We start from the raw sequence: 17,241 nt of genomic DNA on the forward strand, positions 1-17,241 counted from the left end.
CGGTGGTCGTTTCAAGCCGACGGTGACATGGCGGGTGCGGTCAGCGCGCCTGCTGCCTGCTTCGCGAGCGCGCCCAGTCCGAAGACCATGGCGAGCAGCCAGATCAGCGCTCCCGCGACCGGGATCAGGGTGAGAAGGAAAAGCGCAATCACGCCGAGCAGCGGCCAGATTATGCGCGCGAAGAGCGTGTCGGGCGGATCGGATGTTCCGGTAGTCACCCTGCGCAAACTCATCCCGACGAAGTAGGCCGTGACGGCAAGCGCAATCGGAGTGAGCGCCACCGAGATGGCAATCAGCAGCACGGCAAGAGGTGCGGCGACAACCGTAATGACGAGCGCCACCACGAGCAGCGGCACGATCAGCGCGTAGAGTACGCCGATGCCGAAGCTCTGCCATGGTTTTTCCCGCATCATGGTCGAAGCAGAGCGCATCAGGCCCGGAGCAAAAAAGACCAGCAGCGCCACGAGAATGAAGTAGCTCAGGACGATGGATAGGCCAAAGAGAAGGAACAGCTGGCCGACGCCCTTGCCGATTTCTTCCGCAGTGGATTGGTCGGGCATCGGCAGGGCCGCCCTGCGGCCCTCGATAACGGCGCCGGGCTGGATGGTGAGATTTTCACTACGATAGAGAAGGTCGCCTCCAATCCGCGCCAGTGGGCCAAGCACGATCGTGTCGCCAGACAGGCGCGCCGTGCCCTGCACGGAGGAATTCACGAAGATGTCGCCCGCGCCGATCCGCAGGTCCCCGCCCACCGGTGCTTCGAGCCTGACCGAACCACCGGCGAGAACGGCCGACCCGCCGATATCGAAACCCGGTCTCGCCACGATATCGCCTCCCCCGACGATGATATCGTCGGTGACCTGCGCGCTACGCAACCGGAGCTCGCCACCCCATGCGATCAGGTCATGAACGGTCGCGTCGATCACCTCGATCTCCCCGCCAGCCAGGAACAGGTGATCGGCCTGCGCGCCACTGGTCACCACGGTGCCGCCGGCCGCGAACAGATCATCCGTCGTCACTGCCGACACAGCCAGGTTCTCGGCCGAAACGAATACCATGTCCGTTTCTGTCGCCGTGGCGACCGCAGGTTCCTGCGTTTGGCTCTCAGCCTGCCCGAACGACGGAGATGAGGGTGCGAAGGCCGCGATCATTACCGCCACCGCGCAGGCGAACAGCTTGCTGGGTCTCAATCGTTGGAAAAGCATTCCGATTACCCTCTTCGGCTGGCTTTCAACCTGTTTGGTCATGCGCCGTTGTGACCGATATCCGTAGATAACCGGAGGTCTGCGCCTGGCGTGATCGTTTAGGTTTTTCAGCGCGCTTCGCAGATGATGATGACGAGCCAAGCGCGAAATCGGAACGCAGGGCAGCGCGAACGGATCGAGATGAAACTCGAAAGAAACACGAGAGCGCCGCGAGCGGAGCCCCGGCCTTCACGTGGCGGCGAGCGGCATGGTTCGCCGACCGCTCTCGACGTCGTCGACATTCGCAAATCCTTCGGGGCAAGGCAGGTTCTGAACGGTGTATCGCTGACGGTGAAAGGAGGCGAGGTGGTCGGCCTGTTCGGGCGCGATGGCGCGGGCAAGACCGTCACCTTCTATTGCATTCTCGGCCTGGTGAAATGCGATGCCGGGCGGATAATGCTGCACGATACGGATATCTCCCGGCTGCCTTTTTATCGCCGCGCGATGCTGGGCCTGGGATATCTTCCCGAGCAGCCATCGGTTTTTCGCGGCTTGTCGGTCGCCGACAATATCCTGGCCATGCTCGAGATCGTCGAGCCCGACCGAGGGATCCGCCGGGAGCGGCTGGACGAGTTGCTCGCGGACCTGGGCATAGAACATTTGCGCGGCGCCAAGGCGACATCCTTGTCGGGCGGCGAAAGGCGACGCTGCGAGGTCGCGCGGGCGCTGGCGCTCGATCCGCTATTCGTTCTGCTAGACGAGCCATTTGCGGGGATCGACCCGCTTACGATCGCGAGCATCAAGAGCATGATACGGGATTTCAAGAAGCAAGGGATCGGCGTGCTGATGACCGACCAGAACGTACCCGAAATGACGGACGTCATCGACAGGGCCTACCTGCTCGATGAGGGCATGACGGTTTTCTCCGGAAGTCCGCAGGAGATGCTGAGCGATCGGCAGGTTATCGCGCGATATCTCGGCCATCACGATTGATGGAGTGCGCTCGCCCTTCCGGACACCTCGTCGGCGAACCGTGGGACCTTGCGATAGTGCGGCGATGCGCGCGCGATTCACATCGTCATGATCGGCGGCGCCTTCTGATCCTCAGGCTCCCGGCTACGCACCTTGTCCACCGCCACCATGTAATTGTGACCGTAGGCCTCGGCGCATTTGGGGCAGGTCGTATAGAAGATGTAGCTCTCCTCGACTTCCTCTCCCTCGTCGGCAAGCTCGCGCGCGTAGGCATCGAGCAGGACAGGAGCCTCCGGATAGGGCGCATCGAATACGCGCGTGCGAAAATGTCCGGACAACGTCACGGTTTCCTCGTCCGGCACCTCGCCATCGACAGCGAAGAGGTGCTCGGCCTCCCGGGACGAAAGATCGCGGCTGAGGACCAGGAAATGCGGCTCATCAAGCGCGCCTGCATCGGCTATCGCCTCGTGTACGCGGCCGAATACCTTATCCATGTCGACCGGCACGTGATCTTGCGAGCGAGTGGTGGCACGGACAAAGCGCTTGTCCTCGAAATGCAGGCTCTGGCGATCCCACCCTTCCGGATGGAAGCGCGGACAGCAGCCGGTGGTGTTGTCGAGCGGGTCGATTTCCGGCGTGGCATTTACGGGCAAGTCTGCTTGCAAAGCGGTTCCCATGGCGGCCTCCTGCTAGCGGGGCCAAGAGGATGCTCCCCGCGTCAGGCTCGCCGGAATAGGGGAAGGTCCGTAGGTGGCTCTACTGGTGCGCGATGTATTGCCGCGGCGAAGCTCGGTGCCGCGAACCGCATCGCAGTCCCGCCAATTCGCCACCCAGATTTCCATCGCGTGTCGCACTTCCCAAGGAAGCCAGCGCGTTTCTTCGACCTCGCAGGAACGCTTCGCGCGCCAACAAGAACGGTGGTCCAGTCCGCATTGGAGGCTGTACGGGCCCCTAGACCGCGGACCTCGCAAACGCCCGCGCCCCTGTCCGGATAGTGACGGATCGGAGAGGCAAGAGAAGAAGAAGTGGTGCCCAGAAGAGGCATCACATTCGAACTTCTTTTCCGTTTAATTTCTGATGTTTAGATATTTCGGTCAAGCTGAAAAGCCCGCAAAAGGCCCGCAAAATCCCTCTAATGTATTGGTTCGATGCCTTTTTTAGGACTCGGAATTTCAATTTCAAACTTGACCGCGGAGTAGGTCGTTATCCGCTTTGCGCTCCAATCTCCGCTATTCTACGGGCTGCGCGCTCTGCCCGGAAGCAGTCATCCGTTCGGTTTACTTTAAATCATCGATATTCGTTCCAGCTTCTCTTCTTTTTGGCCGATAGTCTGGGAGGGGAGGATTTGATGTAATTCCCTCAACCTGAATATCTTCGATTTTTTCACTGAGAGGAGCAAGTTCGCGACTAAGCTCGCGAAGGTCCGTTTCACCTTCAACCAAAGAATCTTCGACCGCCGGAATGCCACTCCTTATCTGGGAAAGTTTGTTTTCAGCGTTCTGCACGCCCTCCCTGAATTGGCGAAGGCGTCGTTGCGCGATAGCAGAAGCGCTCCGCCCTGAGATCCGCCGATCTGCATCTCGAAGATTATTTCCCCATCCACCAACCCTGTGCCCTAAGTCTAACAATCTTCCTTTTGTTGAGGCCAATCGTTCGTCCCAACCTTCGGCGTCCGATGCGAGTGCGGCCGTCGTGACTCGAAGCCGGACAAGATCGGAGGTGATCACCCGTTGCTTTTCTGGCTCCAGTCCTTCGTTCAGAGCGCGAATGCTATTTGCCACGGTCTCTACAGTGGCGGTCGCATCCCTCCCCAATAGTCCGGTTTCGTCCGCGGCGGGAATGATCTTTTTTCCTGACTTGTCGGTGTAAATGCCCTGACGACCCCGTCGGCCCTCGAGCACGAGCGCAGCCTCTCCAGTTATCAGATCCGTGCTGATTGTCGCTTCAAGGCCGTGGACTTTCGCCGCAGAAGGATCGAGAGTCAGAACAACGACCACGTTTTCCGGTTCATTTTCCGCCAGACGGACCGATGTTACCTGTCCCACAGGGACTCCCGATAGTGTTACAGTCGATCCCGACTGAAGGCCTTCCACGGAGCGATCAAACTTGATCTGATATGTTTCCTGATTTGGTCTGGGATCGATTAGCCACATCGCGAAAGCGATGGTCGTAAGCATCAGAATGCCAACGATCCACGCCACTAGGGAGAAGTTTGCGTTAGTTTCCATCTAGCACGCCGCCAGCGGTTTGTTCGTCCGGCAGAGGGCCGGTGCAATGAAAGTTCGCGTCCCGCATGCTCCATTCGGTTGTCCGCTATAGAACATGACCGAGGTTCGTCCCCTGGCGCAATCGCCACGAGCGGGGCATCCGGGCGCGTCGAATGTGTTTTGGTTTTGAGATCGGCCTAGTCCCAACACGGGCGTGATGCCGCCCCGCCCGTGGCGACCGAATATTGCTATGACTTGCGCAAGCCGCGTCCGGTCACTCAAGCGCGAAGGCGTCATGTCTTCCAGGCCGCTGCTGGAGGATGTGATTTCAAGTCTCCTGGCGATGTCCGTCTGGTTCAGGGCAGGAGCTCTGATCAACTGCGCCAACACACGCCACTGCGTACGATTGAGGCTCAGCGGCTGTGCTCGGTCATCGAATGCCTTGCGCGCGGCGCGGCTGATCTGGTCCATCATGAAGATCGCTCGATCATCGTGGGTGATGACATTGTCGAGTGCGAGAGTGCCCTCATCTTCTGGCATGAGACATTCCTATCGATCGGAGAAAAATAGTAAAGGACTTTCGCATTTTGTTTTGGCCGCTATATCGCTCGCGCAGCGGCTCAAACGATGGCGAGGAGCGAAATAATCATGGCGGACGAGACAGCAGGGGCTAGCGATGAAGGCGCACGTCCGACGGGGTTGTCCAGTCCGCGGGTCCGGCTGGGTCTGCTGATCGCCGGCATTCTGGTCCTGCTCGCCGGGAGCTACTGGTATTACAATCATCAGACGTACGGCAGATTCCAGCAGTCCACCGACAACGCTTATATTGCCGCCGACAGCGTCATCATCTCCCCCAAAATTGCGGGCTACGTCGAGCGCGTATTAGTGACGGAGAATCAAACGGTCGCGTCGGGCGATGCGCTTGTCCAGCTGGACGTGCGAGATTATCGTGCCCAAACGAACCAGGTCGAAGCCCAGATCGCCGCGTCGCTCGCCGGAGCAGATACGGTACGCGCCCAGCAACAAGAGCAGGACGCGGCAATTGCCCAGGCCCGTGCACAGCTCGCAGCAGCATCTGCACAGGCTGGTCTCGCTGCTGAGCAGGTTGTCCGGTACCGCCCCCTTGCCGCTTCGGGAGCGGAGCCGCGCGAGAGGCTCGATCAGCTGGAGGCCCAGGCCAGAGAAGCGCAGGCTCAAGTCGCGGCAGCGCGCGCCGCGCTCACGGCGGCACAGCGCCGACAGAACACGCTTAGCGAGCAGATAGACCAGGCCAATTCGCAAGCCAACGCCGCTCGTGCGCAACTCGAGGCCGCCCGTCTGAACCTGTCATCGACCACGCTCCAGGCCAGTATTTCCGGGCGGGTGGGTGACCTCACGGTCCGACCTGGACAATTTGTCCAGCCTGGCCAACGCCTTATGAGCCTCGTACCGACCGACCGCCTCTACGTGACAGCAAATTTCAAGGAAACGCAGCTCGGACTTGTCCGCCCGGGGCAACCCGTCACCTTGGAAATCGACGCGCTGCCGGACCTCGAGCTATCAGGAAGAGTGCAGAGCATCGCGCCGGGTACCGGGGCAGAATTCTCGATCCTACCTCCGCAAAACGCGACGGGTAATTTCACCAAGATCGTTCAGCGCGTCCCGGTGCGCATATCCATTCAGGCTTCGCCCGAGATCCTGCGTCTGCTGGTGCCGGGCATGTCTGTTGTCGCGAGTGTCGATACGCGCGCCGCTAGAGACCAACTCGATTCGATCCGCAACGCGGCCGGAGACTGACCGATGGCAGGCGCCGCTGCAGCGGTTTCGCCGCCGGTCGAAAAGGCCGATGCTACGGCCTGGATCGCCGTAGCCGCCGGTGCGCTGGGGGCGATGCTGGCAACGCTTGACATCTCGATCGTCAATTCGGCGCTGCCGACGATCCAGGGGGAAATCGGCGCGACCGGAACCGAAGGCACCTGGATCGCGACAGCCTTCCTTGTTGCCGAGATCATCATCATCCCTCTGAGCGCGTGGCTGGAAAGACTGCTCGGCCTTCGCACGCTGCTCATCGTCGCGGTTTCTGCCTTCACGGCCTTTTCGGTGTTGTGCGGCATTGCCACCGATCTGACGACGATGATCATCGGTCGCACCGGTCAAGGGTTCATGGGCGGCGCGCTTATTCCAACCGCTATGACCATCGTCGCAAAGCGACTGCCTCCATCGCAACAGCCGATTGGCATGGCGCTCTTCGGAATGACCGTGGTTCTTGGGCCGGTAATGGGCCCGTTGGTGGGGGGCTGGCTTACCGAGAACCTGAGCTGGCACTACGCCTTCTTCGTCAACGTGCCCGTCTGCGCGTTGCTCCTTGCTTTACTATTCATCGGGCTACCCCATGAAAAGCCCGACTGGGTTTACCTGCGCGAGGCTGATTGGGCGGGAATAGCTGGTATGATCCTTGGGTTGGGTGGGCTGACCATCGTTCTGGAAGAAGGCCACCGTGAGGAGTGGTTCGATTCCACGCTGATCGTCCAGCTCACACTGATGACGGTCGTGGGTTTTGCACTTCTGACCTACGGACAGCTTTACGCGCGCAAACCCGTGCTCAAATTGCGCCTGATGCTCAGCAGGCAGTTTGCCAGCGTCGTGGTGATGGCACTGGCGCTTGGCATGGTCATGTATGGCTCGACCTACGTGATCCCGCAATTTCTCGCGATAATTTCCGATTATAATGCCTTGCAGACCGGACTTGTGATCTTCTGGATGGGCGTTCCGGCTTTCCTGTTGATGCCCGTTCTCCCGTTCATGATCCGCAGGATTCACATCCGCATTGCGGTCGGCGCGGGCATGTTCATCATGGCGCTAAGCTGTTTCGTCAGCATAAATCTGACAGCGGAATCGGGAGGTGGAGTGTTCACCGAAAGCCAGTTCCTGCGTGGCATCGGCATGATCCTCACGATGATGTTCCTCAACCAGGCGACGGTAGCTTCGGTTGCCAAGGAGGATGCCGGCGATGCTTCCGGGATCTTCAACGCGGCGCGAAACCTCGGGGGCTCGTTCGCGCTCGCGGGGCTTGCCTCGTTCCAGGATCAGCGCCTGTGGCATCATAGTCGACGCATGGAAGAAACCCTCAACGCCAACAGCCCCCGGCTACAGGAATACCTGGACGGCATGACGGCGTCGCTGGGCAGCCCACAGGCCGCGCTGGAGATGCTTTCCGGCATCATTCAGCGCGATGCGTTCGTGATGACCTACAACGATGTCTTTTTCGCCATGGGCGCGATTACCCTGGTCACGGTGCCGCTGGTACTGTTCCTCAAGCCTCTCCCGAAGAACTTATCCCTTTCGATGCACTGAGAACTCTATGCGCAAGACCCTAACCCTCCTCGCTCCCATGGCGCTCCTCGCGGGTTGCATGTCCGGTCCCGACTATGCCGGTCCCCCGCAACTTGCGACCGCCGCAGGCAATGCGTTCGTACGCGCCGGCCCCGAAATCGATCCGTTTGCGCCGATTGCCGGCGACTGGTGGACGCTGCTCGGCGATCCGGTTCTCAATGAACTGGAGGCGCGCGCGCTGGTCGGCAATCCGGGCGTGGCCGCGGCGCGCGCTCGCATCGAACAGGCAAGGGCTTCTGTCCGCCAGGAGCGCGCCAACCGGCTACCCGCCGTGGCTGCGCAGGCGACTGCGGTCCAGGCGAATATCCCAGGGCTAGATATCGGCAGCGGCCCGCCCCCGGGATCGCCCGGCGCTCCTGCAGACACCGAAGAGCAGGACAGCCTCAGCGTCTACAACGTCGGGCTCAATGCAAACTGGGAGATCGATTTCGCTGGGGGGCAGGCACGGCGTGTCGAGGCCATTAACGCTCAGGCTGCGGCCTCGGTGGCGAACGCCGAGGATGCGAAAGTCCAGCTCGCCGCCGAAATCGCGCGGGCGTATGTGAGCCTGCGAGAAGCGCAAGGGCGGCTCGAGCTTGTCCAGCGAGAGCGCGACTTGCAGCAGCAAATTCTCGAATTGACCTATCAGCGCTATACACAGGGCGCTCTCGCGCTGTTCCCGGTCGGTAACGCGAACGCCGAGCTCGAACTGCTCAAGTCGCAGATCGCGGAAGCTCAAGCGGACATCGATGTATTCAAAGACACGCTCGCGGTGCTGACGGGCGAAGCGCCCGGCGCACTCGACGGGCTCCTGGCGGCTCAGGCCGAAATTCCGCTTCCCCCCGAACGGGTCGCGGTGGGCGATCCCGCAGCGCTAATAGCGCGGCGGCCGGATGTTCGAGCCGCCGAACGCATGCTGGCCGCGGCGAATGCGCGCATTGGCGTGGCAGAGGCTGCTCGCTTCCCCAAGATTTCCTTCATGGGGATTCTCGGTTTGGGCGGATCGGAGCCCGACGACATCCTGGACCCGGGCAACTTATCGGCAATCGCTTTGCCGCGGCTGCAGTGGAACCTGCTTGATTTCGGCCGCACGGCAGCATCGATCGATCAGGCCGAGAGTGCGCGCGACGAGGCCGAAGCGCGCTATCTTGAAGTGGTCCTGGGCGCACTACGCGACGCCGAACAATCGCTTGCTCGGTTCGGGCAACAAAGAGCCAACGTAGCCGCGCTGGCGCAGATCAGTCGGCAGGCCGACACGGCTGCGGAGCTTAACGAGCAACGCCGCGCCGCGGGGGTAATCTCGCAAGGCGAACTCAACACTTCGATCCGCAAGCGCGAACAGGCCAGAGCAAATCTCGATCGGGCGATCGCCGCCATGACAAATGGCTGGATCGCGATCCAGAAGTCGCTTGGGTTGGGATGGGTCGAATTGTCTCGCGACAATCGCACGTCGGTTGAGCCAGCTCCGGTCGATCGAAAATCAGTTATGAAACCTGAACAGAGTTAGGATAAGTTTTCTCAGAAGTCTGCCCCGCAGCCCCTTCCAACTTTTCCTAACGCGTCAGCACCTCGTGCACTACGACCCAATCTTGGATCATAGGGGTCAGCATGTTTCCGCCTTTCGCAGAGTGCGTTTGCCAGTATCACCATCGGATATCCCGATTGCACTATTCGGTGACTCTTCATTGTCGTTTCTATGTAAGGCCTTAAGCTTTCCGCGAGCATCTCGTAGCGACATCAACGAGCGATCGTACAGGCATTTCGAGTGCAGCTCGCATTTGGCCGGTTCGATGACCGCCTCGTCGGTAGGCTTACGAGGCGGTCATCGAGCATTACGCCGCTCTGGAAAAGCTATAAAGTCATGGGTCGAAATACGAACTAGCTGGCACTGTCCGTTCGGGTCGTTGGGAGGACCACCGATCTCCCCGCCAACACGATCTGGACCTGTTAGAAACTGAACCCCAAAGCAACACCATATCTACGAGGATCCAAAGTGTAGATATTGGTAAAATTCCCCGAGGATGCGTCGGTCAAGTACAATCCTGTCACCGAGCTGCTGTCGAAAATGTTCTGAACAAATCCGCGCACGAACCAACGCTCATCCGCACTGTTCAACTGCACGATCGCGTTGGCTTGCACGAATGGCTCGATCCGGTTGACCCTGCCGTTAAAGATATTGCCGTATTGCTCACCAGTCAGCGCTACGTCCACGCGAGGAACCAGAGTCATGCCATTGTCGAAAGTGGCGGTGTACTGCACACCCATCGAAACCTTCATTTCGGGGGCCTGCGGCAACTTGTTCCCTTTTATGTTGACCTCTACGCCAGGGCTTAATACCGCAAGGCCGCTGCCCGCCGGAACGGCTCCGGCCAAGACATCGCAAATGCTGAATGCGCCGCTTGACGCAAGATTGCCGTCATTAGGAAATTCTTCGGGACCACGAAGACCCAGAGCTGCGTTCACTCCGGCCACGAATGCGTCGGCCGCGCCGGGGGCTGGCCCGGTTACGGCACAATTAGCACCGTTGCTAATATCCTTGATGATGACGGCATCAGGATCGCCGCCACCCGGGTCGCGCGGATTGGAGAAGAACTGGTCGCCGGCAACTTCCGCGTTGAGATAACTGAACGTCAAGTTGACAAGCCAATCGGGATCGGGCCGGATAACGGACTCTAGTTCCACACCCCAGATATCGGCATCGATAGTATCATTAACTGAGGTACGGGCGACGATGCGGCTAAGCTGCAACCCGCTATACTTATAGTAGAATGCAGTAGCGTTTAATTGCAGTGCGCCATTCGCAAAGGTATTTTTCGATCCGATTTCAAATGCGTCGATGGTTTCTGATCCGAAGCTTTCAGCCACATCGAAAACGGGCGAAAGGGGCGGGTTGATACCCCCGGATTTATAGCCCCTGGCATAAGATGCGTAAATCGAATTGTCAGGCGTAACTTCGTAGTCGAGCACCGCACGCCCGGTTATTTCATCGAAACCTACTTCTCTAAATTGCGTTAGCTGCTCACCTGGCGTACCAGGATCGGCATCAAAAAGACCAGAGGGACCGGTTAAGGGAGTGATCGGGCTGTCGAACGGCTCCCCGTCATTCGCGTAAGGATTGAGGAAGCTAATCAAGGTCGTGCGCGCAGTCACGTCTTTCTTGTCGTCGTTATACCGCAAACCTCCGGTGAAGGTCAGACGCTCGGTCAGGTCGACGTAGATCTCCCCGAACACACCGAAGCTCTCAAGATTAGCCTCGAGAGAATTGTTGCGGTACATGGATGTTGCGAAGTAGGATGGCGGTGCACCGCCTGCCAAAGTACCAAACGATCCCAGAATGGCACTGGCGTAGTCAAGCGCGAATGAGTTTACATAGTAACTGTTGTCGGTAGTCTTGGACTTTGCATAGATCCCTCCGAGCAGGAAATTGAATGCTCCGTCGAAATCACTGGAAAGGAGGATTTCGCCGCTCCAGGATTCGCGTTGCTCTGAAGACCTGTCGAAGGATAGCGGCGTTTCGCCGCACAATACATTACCTTCGAACGCGCCCCTGTTCCCATCATCGTTATCGGAGGTGCACAATAAGCCCCCTGGGCCATTGGGGATGAGAGCCTCCACAATCGGGGTAAAATACGCCGACGAACCTGGCACGAACGCCGGTGCAGGTGCGGGGAGGCCGGTAGGCAAACCGTTGGCCGCGAAGCCGGACAACACGTTCAAGGCCGTAGCAAAGCCGGTACGATCCTGAATGCCCAGAAAGTAGTCCTGCCGGGAATCGACTTCGGTGTCCTGATAAAGACCGGTTGCAGTCAGTGTCATAGCTCCGATGCGCTGCTCGAGACGGGCCTGTAGCTGCACTTCATCGGCAAAATAGAATGGAGTATACGCCGTGTTTACCGTGCGCACATCGTCGGGCTTATCGAATCCTGCAAATGCATCGGGGCCGTACAGGCTTCCCAATCCCAGTACTGAGGGAATTCCCTGAATAGCGAAGAACTCTTGCGAACTGAGCGTTGCGCCGACTGTGGAATTGGCATTGGTGATGTCAAAGTCGCGGCGATTGTTCAGACAACCCAGCACGCCGAGCGGGTCACGCTGGCAGGCCTGCTTTTGATTACGTAAACGGGTGTCATCTTCCCTGAAATAATATGCCATGAAGTCGAGAGTGGTATCGGCACCGGGTTCAAAACGAAGAGAACCACGAACAGCGTACATGTCTCGGTCGTCGACATCCGAATTGTCGAAAAGGTTTGTGGTGTAACCGTCGCGATTCAGAAAGAATCCGGCTACCCGAACGCCGATAGAATCGCCGATCGGGACATTGACCATCCCTTCGGCCTTGATGCTGTTGTAATTCCCATACTCGAACTCTCCGGCCGCGCCGAAAGAACCGAGGTCAGGCTTGGCTGTCACAAGGTTGACAACACCCGAGGTAGCGTTGCGGCCGAAGAGGGTGCCCTGCGGCCCCCGTAGGACCTCAATTCGCTCAAGGTCAAAATATTCTGTTTCGAACAGCCGGGTACCAAAAAGAGGGGAACCATTGATATGGATAGCCGTCGCTGCGTCACACGTCACACCAACACAAAGATCGCCGATACCACGGATGGTGAAGGACGACCCGGTGAAGTTGCCCTTCGAAAATGAGACGTTCGGGAGCGTCAATTGAAGGTCAGCAGCGTTCTCGATCTGCTGGCTTTCGAGAGCCGTAGCATCGAAGGCACTGACCGCGATCGGCACCTCTTGCAGACTTTGAGATTGGCGTTGGGCCGTCACGATGATTACGGATCCTTGGGGTTCCGCCTCATCAGTTGTGGAATCCTGCGCTAAAGCCATCTGCGGCCAAGCCAAGATGGCCGAAGTGGCGAGCACCATCGCTCTCAGTGTCATATAGCATCCCTTCCCATCTCTTCAGTGCGACGATAATTGGCTCCGCCGCTTACTGCAAAATGGGGCGACCTCGAGGGTCGCCCCTTAGTCTGTGGAGAGGAGAGGGAGAGAATTAGCCCAATCCCCGTCCATGGGCATATACATCCGCGTGATATTAGTAAAGCGCCTTATCTTTTGACCCCATGGGCCACGATCCAGATCGCACGCGGAGTGAACGTTTGCTAAAGATCAGCAATGGTTGGCGTGCTAAGCGAGTTGCTCCCGATAAAGCTTTTGCCCCAGCTGGCATCGAGACCAACGAAGCGTTCGCCGTGCCGACGGCGACAATAGTTCGGATATAGTACAAGATGAATATGGACGCCCTTTGCCCCCATCTCGCTGGCCTCTGACCAGGAACCAGCCTCTTAGTATGGGGGATCTCAGAGGCTCCAAAAGGCCAGTACCGCCCGTAGCGCAGCGACGAACGCGAGCGGCTGATCCAGCATGAGATGATGGCGTGCATCGGGCACTGCAACAATTGGTATCTTTCCCCCTCCCAGTTCCCGGATATAGCGGGCGGAATCGCGATCAAAGAGCTGACTTTTCTCGCCGTACACAATCGCTTTGCGCCCGGGCGCATCGACCAGCCTCTGGCCTACTGTCAGCCATTCGTCGGGCTTGTTGCTGCGCCGGAACACTTCGGGAGAAAACTTCCATGTCCACTCCTCGCCATCGCGGCGGAGAGAGTGATAGGCCATGTAATCCATCAGGAACGGCTCACCAACTGCCTGCGGCGGCGACAGGATATACCTCTCGCGCGCCGCTTCGTAGGTGGGGTAGCGTCGCACCGGTTTGTCAGGATTACCCGACCCGGGGCTCGATCTGCCCATGGTCCAGTATTTCTCCAGCTTTTCGGGCCGCATCACCATGAGATCGCAGACAATAACGCCGGCGAAGGCATCCGGCGATTGGGAAACGGCGGTCAGCGCTGCACCCGAGCCGAAACTATGGGCGATGATCGTCGGTCTGCTTCCATCTGCAAACAAATCGAGCGCTTCGCTGATCTCGACAAATTCCTTTCCCCGCGCAGCTATATCGGCCACGCCGCGCATCTCGCTATCGCCCATACCGGCCAGATCGAACGCCACCACGTCGTAGTCTTCGGCAAGGTACGGTGCGATGAAGGCAAAGCAGCGGGCATGGGCGAGAAAACCGTGAGTCATGAGCAATTTGGGCCGGTCACGCCTGCCCCAGCGAAGATAATGCACCCGCGCGCCACCAACCTCTACGAAGCCTTCCTCACGGGGCACGCTCAGCGCCCAGGCGAACCATTCGGGTATATCCGCCCCGTCGCCGGCCCATACGGGATCAATATCTGTTGACCCGTCGTGGATTGGTTTCATTTCATTCATTTCGGCGCAGTCTCCATACCGGATAGTGTATTCCTGATAAAACCACGATAATCGTGCCGTGCGACATCGTGGCATAGATCGGCGTAACCAGATACGCTGGGGAAATTGATCAGTTGTCGGGGTTTGCCGGGAATATTGGCGCCCATGTACCACGATTCAGCCTTGGGGAAGAGCGTCATCGACCCTACTTGGGCGACCATATCGGTCCAGCTTCGCTGGGCCAGCGCATCGGCTTCGAAAAGGCCGATCCTGTTATCGCGCAGCCAGATCAGGAAATCGCAGATCCAGTCACCCTGGATTTCGGCGCTTGTCGGACCGTTGGAAAAGCCTGAAGGGCTGAGCGGTCCGTAGGCGAACAGCATGTTCGGAAATTGGGCGACAGCCATGCCCAGATAGGCTTTGATCTCACTCTTCCATGCTTCTGCCAGCGCCAGCCTTCCGCGGCCGGTGATGTTCATGTCGATGAGCCCGCCACGACCGGCATCGAAGCCGGTCGCGAAGACAATGAGATCGCACGGGATCATGCCAGTGGCTGTTTCTATCCCGGCCTCGGTGACGCGAGTGATCGCGGTGTCGTTCAGATCGACCAGCGTCACATTGTCTTGTGCGAAGATCTCGTAATAATTCTGTTCGAGCGATGGTCGCTTGGTCCCGAAGGGATGTGGCGGCTCATCGGGAGCGAGCTTCTCGGCAATGGTCGGGTCGCAGATCCGCTCGCGCACCTTGTCACGCCAGAACTCGTAGGCGTGGCGATTGGCGTCCTCGTTCGTCAGTATGTCAGCGAAATTATGATACCAGAAGCGCAACCCTCCTCGCTGCCACAAATCCTCGAAATGCGTAGTCCGCTCTTCCTCGGTCACAGCCAGGGCCGAAATGTCCAGCGATTGGCATTCGAAACCGCCACTTGTCGTAAGCCTTTTCTGGAAGACAGCGGGATATTCGGATTTTTCGCGAAGCTGACGATCTGCGTCCAGTTTTTCCTGCCGCATGGGAAGGGCGAGAATCGGGGTTCGCTGAAAAAGCGTCAGCTGCTCCGCGCAGCTTGCCGCCTCCTGCGCCACCTGTACGCCGCTGGCACCCGTGCCGATCAGGGCGATCCGGCGGCCGGAAAGGTCGATGCCTTCCTGCGGCCAGCGGGCGGTATGGCACCATTCGCCTTCGAAATCGCTAAGGCCCGGGATATCGGGAATGTAGGGTTTCGAGGCGAACCCCAGGGCCGGCAAGAGGAAACGCGCGCTTACTTTTCCGCCATCGTCGAGCTTCAATCGCCAGCAGGCGGTGTCTTCATCGAACGGCGCGCTTTCGACCCGTGTTTTCATTCGCATTGCCGGCCAGAGGTCGAGCGTATCGCAGACGTGGAGGAAATAGGCGCGCAGTTCTTCCCAGCCTGGAAATCGTTCGCTCCACGTCCAGCTTTTCCATACTTCCGCAATGGAAATTTCGTAAAGTGGAACCTGGGAATCGACCCGTGCTCCCGGATAGCGGTTCCAGTACCAGATTCCGCCCGGCTGCTCCGCTGCGTCTACCAGCAGAACATCGAACCCCGCCTGACGCAGCTTGTATAGCAGGTATATTCCGCTGAACCCGGCCCCGACGATTACGACATCATAGTCAGGAAGGGGCGAATGGCTCACGAGGCCCCGGCACCCGCTTTCGCGATGTCTTTGGCCGTAGTATAATCCGCCTTGCCGTTTGACGCGCGCAAGGCGGTTTGCGTTGGGCAAATCGCCTTGGGCGTTTTGTAACCTGCCAGTTGCTGGCGCACGTGATCCTTGATCGCTTGCGCGTCGAAGTCCGCATCCTGGGTCAAATGCACCACAGCGGTCACCGCTTCGCCCCATTTTTCGTCAGGCACCCCGACGACAAGCGCGTCGGCAATGGCGGGATGGGTTTTGAGCACTTCCTCCACCTCCTCGGGGTAAACCTTTTCACCTGCGGTGTTGATGCAGACGCTGCCGCGGCCCAGCAAGGTCAGGCTTCCATCGGATTCCACCCGGCACCAGTCGCCCGGGATGGAGTAACGCACGCCATCGATCGTCCTGAAAGTCTTGGCCGACTTTTCCGGGTCCTTGTAGTATCCTGTGGGGATTGCGCCCTTGCGGGCAATAAAGCCGGGCACGCCGCTCCCCGCCTCGACCTTCCGGTCGTTCTCGTCGAATACGTCGCAAAATTCCCCGATCCCGAATTTCGCGGTGTTGGTGCCGCCCTGTGCGGTCGTCACCGACAAGCCGTAGCCCAGCCCTTCCGAAGCGCCAAAACTGTCCATGAGGATGACCTGGGGGATATGTTTGCACAGGCCCGCCTTTACCTGTTTACTCCACATGACGCCGGACGAGATGATCGAAATCAGGCTGCTCGTGTCCCAGCGCTTCGGGTGGGCGTCCAGCGCCTGCAGCATGGGTTTGGCAAAAGCGTCACCGACAATGGCGATGCTCTGCACCTTGTGCTGGTCCACTGCATCCCACAATTCTTCGGCGTCGAAGGATGGATCGGACAGCGTGACGATGGCCCCGCCCGACATGAGCGTGCCGATAGCAGTAATGAACCCGGTTCCATGCATCAGCGGGCACGCCGGCAAAGTGATGCGCGCAAGCTCGCCCTGCTTCACCAGGGCCACCATTTCCTCCATGGTCTGGGGAACCGGACCCAGCAGCTTTTGCGCGTCGAGCTGAGCCTTGCGCATATCATCGTGTCGCCACATCACGCCCTTGGGCATGCCGGTGGTACCGCCTGTATATATGAACAGCAGGTCATCGGGGGAACGCTCGATATCGAGAGGCGCGCCGTTACCTTCTACAAGTTTTTCGTAAGGAAGCGCGAAGGAAGCGATCTGCGAAGCATCGCCGATTTCTACAAATGTATGAACCTTGGTCAACCGTTCCTTCAGTTCAAGAATGCAGTCGCGGAACTCGGAACTGTAAACAATTACCTCGCTATCGGAATCGTCGAAGATGTAGAAAACCTCCTCGGGACGGTAACGATAATTGATGTTCACGTGCGTGAGGCGGCCCTTGAAGCACGCGGCCATCAATTCCCCGTATTCGGGACGGTTGCGCATGTAGAAGGCTATCTTCGCCCCGTCGCCTGCACCTTGCGCGCGCAGATTGCGCGCCAAATTGTTCGAACGCTTCGACATTTCGGGCCAGCTAATGATCCGGTCGCCGTGAATCAGCGCCGGAGCATCTTCTGGGACCGCAGGCTCGATTGCATCAAGGATGTCGCCAAGGTTCCAGTCGATCACGTATTAATTCC

12 protein-coding genes are annotated in these 17,241 nt (G+C 58.9%); 4 read left to right on the forward strand and 8 right to left on the reverse strand.

Annotated features, from left to right (window positions below; all coding sequences use genetic code 11):
- Window positions 1–11: 11 nt before the first annotated feature.
- Window positions 12–1,247 carry a hypothetical protein gene (locus tag ACQY4G_RS03460; RefSeq protein WP_428483091.1) on the reverse strand — a complete coding sequence of 412 codons (1,236 nt, stop codon included), beginning with the start codon at window positions 1,245–1,247 and terminating at the stop codon, window positions 12–14.
- Window positions 1,248–1,328: 81 nt separating this feature from the next.
- Here ACQY4G_RS03460 and lptB point away from each other — a divergent pair, with 81 nt between their 5' ends.
- A complete protein-coding gene (gene lptB / locus ACQY4G_RS03465) occupies window positions 1,329–2,177 on the forward strand; it encodes an LPS export ABC transporter ATP-binding protein (protein WP_421993138.1) in 849 nt (282 codons plus the stop codon).
- A gap of 77 nt (window positions 2,178–2,254) precedes the next feature.
- Here lptB and ACQY4G_RS03470 read toward each other — a convergent pair whose 3' ends face one another.
- The 3 genes from ACQY4G_RS03470 to ACQY4G_RS03480 form a co-directional block, all read right to left on the reverse strand.
- A complete protein-coding gene (locus ACQY4G_RS03470; protein ID WP_421993140.1) occupies window positions 2,255–2,833 on the reverse strand; it encodes a hydrolase in 579 nt (192 codons plus the stop codon).
- A gap of 600 nt (window positions 2,834–3,433) precedes the next feature.
- A complete protein-coding gene (locus ACQY4G_RS03475) occupies window positions 3,434–4,384 on the reverse strand; it encodes an MlaD family protein (RefSeq protein WP_082737151.1) in 951 nt (316 codons plus the stop codon).
- On the reverse strand, window positions 4,385–4,903 hold the full coding sequence (locus tag ACQY4G_RS03480; protein WP_050599573.1) for a MarR family winged helix-turn-helix transcriptional regulator: 519 nt from the start codon (window positions 4,901–4,903) through the stop codon (window positions 4,385–4,387). It abuts the gene before it with no gap.
- Window positions 4,904–5,011: 108 nt separating this feature from the next.
- Here ACQY4G_RS03480 and ACQY4G_RS03485 point away from each other — a divergent pair, with 108 nt between their 5' ends.
- From ACQY4G_RS03485 to ACQY4G_RS03495, 3 genes are read left to right on the forward strand one after another with little or no spacing between them, the layout of a single operon-like run.
- Window positions 5,012–6,139, forward strand: a complete 1,128-nt coding sequence (locus tag ACQY4G_RS03485) for an HlyD family secretion protein (RefSeq protein ID WP_050599652.1) — start codon at window positions 5,012–5,014, stop codon at window positions 6,137–6,139.
- A gap of 3 nt (window positions 6,140–6,142) precedes the next feature.
- Complete coding sequence (locus ACQY4G_RS03490) at window positions 6,143–7,696, forward strand: DHA2 family efflux MFS transporter permease subunit (RefSeq protein ID WP_050599572.1); 1,554 nt, start codon at window positions 6,143–6,145, stop codon at window positions 7,694–7,696.
- A gap of 37 nt (window positions 7,697–7,733) precedes the next feature.
- On the forward strand, window positions 7,734–9,221 hold the full coding sequence (locus ACQY4G_RS03495) for an efflux transporter outer membrane subunit (RefSeq protein WP_006834178.1): 1,488 nt from the start codon (window positions 7,734–7,736) through the stop codon (window positions 9,219–9,221).
- 440 nt (window positions 9,222–9,661) lie between these two features.
- Here ACQY4G_RS03495 and ACQY4G_RS03500 read toward each other — a convergent pair whose 3' ends face one another.
- The 4 genes from ACQY4G_RS03500 to ACQY4G_RS03515 form a co-directional block, all read right to left on the reverse strand.
- Complete coding sequence (locus ACQY4G_RS03500) at window positions 9,662–12,598, reverse strand: TonB-dependent receptor (protein WP_067463606.1); 2,937 nt, start codon at window positions 12,596–12,598, stop codon at window positions 9,662–9,664.
- A gap of 419 nt (window positions 12,599–13,017) precedes the next feature.
- A complete protein-coding gene (locus ACQY4G_RS03505) occupies window positions 13,018–13,989 on the reverse strand; it encodes an alpha/beta fold hydrolase (protein ID WP_050599570.1) in 972 nt (323 codons plus the stop codon).
- Entirely contained in the window at window positions 13,986–15,623 is a 1,638-nt protein-coding gene (locus ACQY4G_RS03510) for a flavin-containing monooxygenase (protein ID WP_421993142.1), read from the reverse strand. The genes ACQY4G_RS03505 and ACQY4G_RS03510 overlap by 4 nt, the downstream gene beginning before the upstream one ends.
- Window positions 15,620–17,230: an acyl-CoA synthetase gene (locus tag ACQY4G_RS03515; protein ID WP_050599568.1), complete on the reverse strand. Its 1,611-nt coding sequence runs from the start codon at window positions 17,228–17,230 to the stop codon at window positions 15,620–15,622. Before ACQY4G_RS03515 ends, ACQY4G_RS03510 begins: the two co-directional genes overlap by 4 nt.
- Window positions 17,231–17,241 lie beyond the last annotated feature (11 nt).

This window comes from Qipengyuania sp. (genome assembly GCF_965277845.1).
GTDB lineage: Bacteria > Pseudomonadota > Alphaproteobacteria > Sphingomonadales > Sphingomonadaceae > Qipengyuania.

Coding starts and splice junctions, on each gene's coding strand:
- ACQY4G_RS03480 (WP_050599573.1), bottom strand. CDS start 4,903: ATGCCAGAAGATGAGGGCACTCTCGCACTCGACAATGTCATCACCCAC.
- ACQY4G_RS03460 (WP_428483091.1), bottom strand. CDS start 1,247: ATGACCAAACAGGTTGAAAGCCAGCCGAAGAGGGTAATCGGAATGCTT.
- ACQY4G_RS03485 (WP_050599652.1), top strand. CDS start 5,012: ATGGCGGACGAGACAGCAGGGGCTAGCGATGAAGGCGCACGTCCGACG.
- ACQY4G_RS03495 (WP_006834178.1), top strand. CDS start 7,734: ATGGCGCTCCTCGCGGGTTGCATGTCCGGTCCCGACTATGCCGGTCCC.
- ACQY4G_RS03475 (WP_082737151.1), bottom strand. CDS start 4,384: ATGGAAACTAACGCAAACTTCTCCCTAGTGGCGTGGATCGTTGGCATT.
- ACQY4G_RS03505 (WP_050599570.1), bottom strand. CDS start 13,989: ATGAATGAAATGAAACCAATCCACGACGGGTCAACAGATATTGATCCC.
- ACQY4G_RS03490 (WP_050599572.1), top strand. CDS start 6,143: ATGGCAGGCGCCGCTGCAGCGGTTTCGCCGCCGGTCGAAAAGGCCGAT.
- ACQY4G_RS03470 (WP_421993140.1), bottom strand. CDS start 2,833: ATGGGAACCGCTTTGCAAGCAGACTTGCCCGTAAATGCCACGCCGGAA.
- ACQY4G_RS03500 (WP_067463606.1), bottom strand. CDS start 12,598: ATGACACTGAGAGCGATGGTGCTCGCCACTTCGGCCATCTTGGCTTGG.
- lptB (WP_421993138.1), top strand. CDS start 1,329: ATGATGATGACGAGCCAAGCGCGAAATCGGAACGCAGGGCAGCGCGAA.